At 60.9% G+C, this 6,470-nt stretch carries 7 protein-coding genes; 3 read left to right on the plus strand and 4 right to left on the minus strand.

Going from position 1 to position 6,470, the window contains the following annotated elements:
- Window positions 1-28: 28 nt before the first annotated feature.
- The 3 genes from M9890_08465 to M9890_08475 all read right to left on the minus strand — a co-directional run bounded on the left by M9890_08465 (window position 29) and on the right by M9890_08475 (window position 2,002).
- The gene (locus tag M9890_08465) at window positions 29-520 is read right to left on the minus strand and encodes a (2Fe-2S)-binding protein (GenBank protein ID MCO5176984.1); all 492 of its coding nucleotides are present in this window, start codon (window positions 518-520) and stop codon (window positions 29-31) included.
- 236 nt (window positions 521-756) lie between these two features.
- The gene (locus M9890_08470) at window positions 757-1,500 is read right to left on the minus strand and encodes an SCO1664 family protein (GenBank protein ID MCO5176985.1); all 744 of its coding nucleotides are present in this window, start codon (window positions 1,498-1,500) and stop codon (window positions 757-759) included.
- A gap of 19 nt (window positions 1,501-1,519) precedes the next feature.
- Window positions 1,520-2,002 carry a hypothetical protein gene (locus M9890_08475; protein ID MCO5176986.1) on the minus strand — a complete coding sequence of 161 codons (483 nt, stop codon included), beginning with the start codon at window positions 2,000-2,002 and terminating at the stop codon, window positions 1,520-1,522.
- Between the two features lie 150 nt (window positions 2,003-2,152).
- Between M9890_08475 and tig the strand changes: the two genes are divergently transcribed.
- The 3 genes from tig (at window position 2,153) to clpX (ending at window position 5,724) form a co-directional block, all read left to right on the plus strand.
- Window positions 2,153-3,685: a trigger factor gene (gene tig / locus M9890_08480; GenBank protein MCO5176987.1), complete on the plus strand. Its 1,533-nt coding sequence runs from the start codon at window positions 2,153-2,155 to the stop codon at window positions 3,683-3,685.
- A gap of 86 nt (window positions 3,686-3,771) precedes the next feature.
- Window positions 3,772-4,443 carry an ATP-dependent Clp protease proteolytic subunit gene (locus M9890_08485; GenBank protein MCO5176988.1) on the plus strand — a complete coding sequence of 224 codons (672 nt, stop codon included), beginning with the start codon at window positions 3,772-3,774 and terminating at the stop codon, window positions 4,441-4,443.
- A gap of 12 nt (window positions 4,444-4,455) precedes the next feature.
- Entirely contained in the window at window positions 4,456-5,724 is a 1,269-nt protein-coding gene (gene clpX / locus M9890_08490) for an ATP-dependent Clp protease ATP-binding subunit ClpX (GenBank protein ID MCO5176989.1), read from the plus strand.
- Between the two features lie 205 nt (window positions 5,725-5,929).
- On the opposite strand, the gene M9890_08495 is transcribed toward clpX, so the two are convergent.
- On the minus strand, window positions 5,930-6,382 hold the full coding sequence (locus tag M9890_08495) for a ClbS/DfsB family four-helix bundle protein (protein MCO5176990.1): 453 nt from the start codon (window positions 6,380-6,382) through the stop codon (window positions 5,930-5,932).
- Window positions 6,383-6,470: the final 88 nt, after the last annotated feature.

Consider the following 6,470-nt stretch of genomic DNA (forward strand, 5'->3'; position numbering starts at 1 on the left):
CAAGAACAGTTGGGAGACGAGACGCGGGCTAGTCGTCGCCGGATGTCTGCCCCGCCATCTTGTTCGCGGCGTACTGGATCGACTTGACGATGTGCTGATAGCCGGTGCAGCGGCAGATGTTGCCGTCGATTGCGTGGCGAATCTCGGACTCAGATGGATTGGGATTGCGCTGCAGCAGATCGACTGTCGTCATGATCATGCCCGGCGTGCAGAAACCACACTGCAGCCCGTGCTCTTCCCAGAAGCCTTCCTGGATCGGGTGCAGCTCGCCATCCTTGGCCAGACCCTCGATCGTTGTGATCTCGGCACCATCCGCCTGCGCGGCAAGGACCGTGCAGGACTTGACAGCGAGGCCGTCCATCATCACCGTGCATGCGCCACACTGGCTGGTGTCGCAGCCGACGTGCGTGCCGGTCAGACCGAGGTCCTCGCGGATGAAATGCACGAGCAAGCGCCGAGGCTCAACATCTGCCTCGCGCTTCTGGCCATTCACCGTAATGGAGACGTGTTGCTTGGTGATCGGTTCGGTTGCCATGTTCCCTCCTTCATTAGAGACCATTCCCCGCCCGAATCGATGGAGCGCGCCGTCGCGCTAAGGCGTTCGAGAATGGGCCGGCCGCAAGCATTACCGGCCTGCTTCTCTTTAGACCGCTTGTCGGCGGTCGCGTCAAGAATATAAGACCAATGAACGCGTCGGCATCGTAGCACGGCGACAGTCGGGGTCAATCAATCATTGAGTAGGCGTACGGTCGAATATCACCAACCGTAGGGGATATTGCGGCGGGATGAGAGTTCGGGATAGACGCCGCTTTCGATGAGGTGAGCGGCGCGCATGCGGAGCGCCTGTACCTCCAATGGGTCGATGTGGGGCGCGAGGAGATCGGTGATCGCCTGGTCGTCGTGGATGCGGGTGAGTCCGGCGATGAGCAGCGGGGCGATCTCTTCGCCGCAGAAGTCCCAGATGACGGTGCGTAGCTTGGGTTGCATATTAAAGGTCAGGCCGTGGTCGATGCCCCAGATTTTGCGCTGACGGACGTCGCGGAAGCAGTGGCCGGCCTTACGGTCGGCGTTGTTGGTGACGAGGTCGAACAGCGCCATGACGCGAAGTTCGTCCTGATGCTCGGCGCGGAAGTCGAAGTAGTGCGAGTCTGTTTCCGGCTCGACGTATTGCTGGACAGTGCCGATGCCATGCGGGCCGTCGCGAATGACGGTCGGCGGGATGAAGGTCCACCCCAGTTCAACCGAGAGCAGGTAGGACGCCAGTTCGCGTTGATAAAGCGTGCCGGATGGGAAATCCCAGAGTGGGGTTTCACCGGCGCGCGGCTTGTAGATACCCAGCATTGGCTCGGCGGAGTCGCCCGCCTCCGGGTCGGCAAGGACAACGGCGAACGTGTAGTTCGACCCCCAGGGCACAAGCTTGCACTCGGTGATCGCCCACGACCGCAGGCGGTCGATGGTCGTCGCGCGGTCTTCGCACTGACCGGAGGCCTGCTCGTTCATGTCTGCTCCGGGATCAGTGCTACTCATTGGCTCGGTGCGGTACTGAGACGGCTTCAACCGAACGCGGCGCACCAGAAAGAACGTCGGTAAAGAAGGCGCGCGCGTCGGCGGTGATGTCGTCGAGCAAGACCGAGCGCAGGCGTTCGTGCTGATGCAGTGAGACCTCGAACGTGCGGCGTTGCTCCAGCGCGTACTCCCCAGCCGTCTTTTCGAGGACGGGAATCGCGTCGATCGTCCAGCCGATGCTCGTCTTGCGCTTCTTCAATTGCATCTGCAGGACGTAGAACGCGGCGTGGATCGGCTGGTCAGTTTGCTCGTGGGTCAGCATATATTGAAACTGGAAGCCAACGCCCTCGTCCTCAGGGCGCAGATCGCGCCCGTGGATGGAGAGCGAAGTTGACTCACTCAACCGCTGGTGCACGTCGTGGCCGAGCGCGAGAATGAGATTGCGATACGTGTTCCAGACTGGAATACGAGGGTCGTAGGGGGCTTCTGGGGGCATTTCGCTTCCTGCAATCGTCGAATGCGAGTCATCGAGATTGTACCAATGCGTGGCTGATGGCTCCGCGTGTGGCCAAATCCCGAGGGGATGTGGGGCCATTTGCTATACTCCGGCCCAGCGATGCAGGCCGTATGTAAGGTAGTTTGACCAGTGCGAGTGACCGTCGAGCGCATTCCCGGGAGTTCCGTCGAGCTTGATATCTACGCGGACGATGTCGAGTTTGCAGAGGCATATGAAAAGACCCTGCGAAAGGTCTCCAAGGGTATTTCTATCCCTGGGTTCCGCAAGGGTCGTGCTCCGCGTGCCATCGTCGAGCAAATGGTTGGCCGAGACGCGATTGTCGACGAGGCCGGCCGCGACATGATGGATGACCTGTATCGTCGGGCGATTGAGCAGGAAGAGCTCGTGCCGGTCGGTGATCCACGGGTCGGTATCCTCCAGCAGGAGCCAATCGGTTTCAAGGTGACGATCGAGGTCTTCCCGACCGTCGAGCTGGGCGATTACGCCAGCGTCCGTGTCGAGCCACGCGAAGTGGAGCTCGAAGAGGACGAGGTGCAGCAGGTCCTTGATCAGTTGCAGAAGACCAACTCCGAATGGGTCTCGGTGAGCGAGCCGCGCAGCCCGCGCGACGATGACAAGGTCATCATTGATCTGGACGTCTACGAGGGCGACGAGGTCTTCCAGGAGCCGGCCACAGACCAGGAGTTCGTCATTGGCGAGACGCCGCTGTTCGATTCGCTGGTCGAGTCGCTCAAGATGATGCTGCCCAATACGACTGGTGAGCTCTCGCTGGCGTTCGACGACGAGGACATGAGCGTCAACCCTGCCCTGCGTGGCAAGGAGCTGCGCTACGTCATCACGCTGAAAGATGTGCAGGAGCGCATCCTGCCCGAGCTGGATGACGAGCTGGCTGCCAAGGCCGGCGATTTCGAGAGCGTCGCGGCGCTGCGTGAGCAGGTCGAAAAGGACCTGCTGCGTAACAAGGCAATGGAAGCGCGCGGCGAGATTGCTACCGAGGTCATCAACGCGATGGCTGAGAAGGCGACGATCGAAGTCCCCTCCAGCATGATCGAGAAGGAGCTGGACGACGAGTTGACGCAGTTCCGCTCGCGCCTCGCTCAGCAGGGCATCGGCATTGATGACTACCTCACGACGAACGACCAGACAGAAGATGATCTGCGTGACGAGATGCGGCCCAACGCCGAGCGCCGAATCCGAAACTCGGTCGTGCTGCAGGAGATCGCGAAGGCTGAGAACTTCGAGGTTTCTGACGACGACATCAACGCTGAGATCAAGCGGCTGGCTACAGGCGCTGAGAACCCCGAGCGGCTGGAGTCGCTGTATCAGTCCGAGTATTTCCGCGGGCTGCTCGAGAACGAGCTATTCGACCGCAAGCTAACGGAGCGCGTCATCGACATCGCGACTGAGGGTCGCGGCGCGGTGACTGGCTCGGGCGCTGCGGCGCTTGAGGCTGAGTTCGCGGCACCGGAGGCGGCAGTCGAGGTCACTGAGGTTGCGGCTGACGCTGACGAATCAGGGGTCGACGCGGAGCAATCCGAGGAAGCCGAAGTCGTCGAAGTCGCGGACGAGGCTGACGAGGCGGAAGCTCCAGCAGACGACGCGGCAGCAGATGACGAGGCCGAGGAATCGGCTGACGAAGACGCCGCTGAGGTGAAGGAATAGGCCGAGCCGAAGCGCAGCCGCATACATCCACCAACAGACAATCACCGCCGACCAGTCGTGGTCGGCGGCGAAAGGACACCAAAGTCATGGACGACATCTTTTACCCGCAGAGTCTCGTGCCGATGGTCGTCGAGACGACGAATCGGGGCGAGCGCGCATATGACATTTACTCGCGGCTGCTGCGTGACCGGGTCATCATTCTCGGCACCCCGATTGACGATCAGATCGCGAACCTGATTTCGGCGCAACTCATCTTCCTGGATTATGAGAACCCAGAGCAGGATATCCGCCTGTATATCGACAGCCCGGGTGGCAGCGTGTATCACGGTCTGTTCATCTATGACACCATCCAGTCGCTGCGCTGCGATGTGGCAACATATGCCTGTGGCCTGACGGCCAGCATGGGCGCTGTGTTGCTGGCAGCCGGGACACATGGCAAGCGGTTCGCACTGCCGAACTCGCGCATCCTGATCCATCAGGGGTCAGCAGGTTTCCGCGGCAACGTCCCTGATATCGAGATCGTCGCCCGCGAGACCATGTTCCTGACCGATCGCCTGGTCCAGATCATGTCGCTGCACACGGGTCAGCCGTTCGATGTGGTGAAGCACGACACGGAGCGCGACAAGTACATGTCGGCTGAAGAAGCCAAGGACTATGGGCTCGTTGACCACGTGCTTGATTCTCCGAAGCTGCAGGCGTTGCGTGAATTGCGAGCGAGCCAGAACGGTAACGCGTCACCAAGCTCATCAGATCGTTAAGGGGACACTGCGATGTCGGGGTCACGAGGTGGACGGGTCCATTACCGTTGCTCATTCTGTGGTAAGGGCCAGGAGGAGGTCCGCCGCCTGATCGCGGGTCCGGGCGCGGTCTATATCTGTGATGAGTGCGTGCAGCTTTGCCGAGAGATCATCGAGGAAGAGGAACAACCGGCAGCACAGCCGGAGCCGACCTTCACGCGGATTCCGATCCCGAAGAAGATCTACGAGCAGCTGAACCAGTACGTCATCGGGCAGGATCGCGCCAAGAAGATTCTGTCGGTCGCGGTCTACAACCACTACAAGCGTGTTTCTGCGCAGCTTGACGACGACGAAGTCGAGCTGCAGAAGTCGAACATCCTGATGGTTGGTCCGACAGGCTCGGGCAAGACGCTGTTGGCGCAGACGCTGGCGCGCATTCTTGATGTGCCATTCTCGATCGCCGACGCGACTGCGCTGACCGAGGCCGGCTACGTCGGTGAGGATGTCGAGAACATTTTGCTGCGGCTGATCCAGGCTGCCGGGGATGTGCAGCGCGCGCAGACCGGCATCATCTACATTGACGAGATCGACAAGATCGCCCGCAAGTCGGACAACCCGTCGATCACGCGCGATGTCTCCGGCGAAGGCGTTCAGCAGGCGCTGCTGAAGATCATCGAGGGCACGGTTGCGAACGTCCCGCCGCAGAGCGGACGCAAGCACCCGCATCAGGAATACATCCAGATCGACACACGCAACATCCTGTTTATCTGCGGTGGCGCGTTCGAAGGGCTGGAAGAGGTCGTCAGCCGCCGGGTCGGCGTCGGTCGAAAGATCGGATTCGGCGACCAGCCGGAGGACACCTCGGTCGAGCAGGACGGCTTGCTGGCGCAGGTGACGCACGACGATCTGCTGAAATACGGCCTGATCCCCGAGTTCGTGGGTCGACTGCCGGTGGCGGTGTCGCTCGATCACCTGTCGCACGATGATCTCATGCGCATCCTCGTCGAGCCGAAGAACGCAGTGGTGCGGCAGTACCAGAAGTTCTTCCAGCTCGATGATGTCGAGCTCGTCTTCACTGCCGACGCGCTGGACGCGGCGGCGAAGCAGGCGGAGGAGCGCCGGACTGGCGCACGTGGTCTGCGGACGACGATCGAGGAAGTGCTGCTGGATGTGATGTACGAAATTCCGTCGCTGGAAGGCGTGCGGAAGTGCATCGTCAATGGCGACGTCATCAACAATCGCACCCGACCACTGCTGATGACCGTCAACGATCGCCCGATTGAGGTCGAGAAGACAGCCTGATCGAGCGAAACAACGAGTGGTGAATGACTGAGGGCCGGCATGATCGCTGGCCCTCTCTTCGTTAGTTTGCGCCGTTCTACAACCGTTCGGTGAGCGAGCGCGAATCTTCCGTACGGACAGGACCCGGATCCTGTCCTCGCGGGGTGTCCTCTGGGCCATGGCGACGCTCCCGGCTAGAATCCCGAGCATAGGCGCGGATTGCGGATTAGTGGGCGGCGTCTCTGACCTTGCGCAAGTCATCCATATGTTCACCGAAGTGATAGACAGTCGCCCCGAGGACGATGCGCGGCCTGACGCCACGCATGGTTTCGGCCTTGTGGATGAGCCGGTCGTAGGTGTCGTTGAGGTATTTGCGTGCTTGCGCCGGAGTGGCGGATCGCCAGGGGGCCAGCCGCTCTTCGTTCCAGGTGTCGCCATCGACGCCCTCCGGCAGCGGCCATGATGGACTCTGCCCGGCGGCGTAGCGTTCCAGGACGTTGACCGCTTCCTCATTCCAGTTGGCAATGTGAATCACGACATCCTGACCACGCCAGGTACCGACTGTATTCGGGATGCGTAAGGCGGCATCGGGGATTTCGTCGAGGAGTTGCCGGAGATCGACCCACGCCTGCGTGGCAGCTTGCATCATCTGAAGTCGCTCGTTGGTTGAAATAGGCATGTTGGGAAGCTCCTTCGTTCTTCAGCAGGTGGATACAGAAGTATGACCGACGCCAAGCTGGAGCGCCAGAAATGAGATACGGAAATCG

Source organism: Thermomicrobiales bacterium (genome assembly GCA_023954495.1).
GTDB lineage: Bacteria > Chloroflexota > Chloroflexia > Thermomicrobiales > CFX8 > JAMLIA01.